1 protein-coding gene is annotated in these 309 nt (G+C 63.1%); it reads right to left on the bottom strand.

Features of this window, described 5'->3' with window-relative positions; all coding sequences use genetic code 11:
- Positions 1 to 207, bottom strand: a 207-nt coding sequence (locus E5162_RS14430; RefSeq protein WP_174235019.1) for a type II secretion system protein, incomplete at its 3' end; no start/stop codon positions are given.
- Positions 208 to 309: the final 102 nt, after the last annotated feature.

Below are 309 nucleotides of genomic sequence, written 5' to 3'. Positions count from 1 at the left end.
CTGATAGGCGGTCCTGCTGGCCTCGACGGCAGTTCGGAAAATCCGCTCATCGATCAGCTCGCCGGCAACCGAGCGTGCGGCCTGCGCGACCCGGATCGCGTTGGTGCTTGCCGCGCGGATCGCCTCGATGGTCAAGGTGGCAACAAAGCCGCTGATAATCAGCATGATCAGCATTTCGATCAGCGTGAATCCGGCCTCGCGAGTCATTGGTACTGTCTGCCTGGATCGCATATTCCACCTCCACCCGGCGGGGCCGGTATTGAAGGCGGGCTAGTCGCGTTGCGCTGCAGCCGATACGGCCGCACCGTC

This window comes from Marinicauda pacifica, from assembly GCF_004793635.1.
Lineage (GTDB): Bacteria > Pseudomonadota > Alphaproteobacteria > Caulobacterales > Maricaulaceae > Marinicauda > Marinicauda pacifica.
The sequence above is the reverse complement of the archived record's forward strand: the minus strand, read 5'-3'. Positions and strand labels throughout refer to the sequence as shown.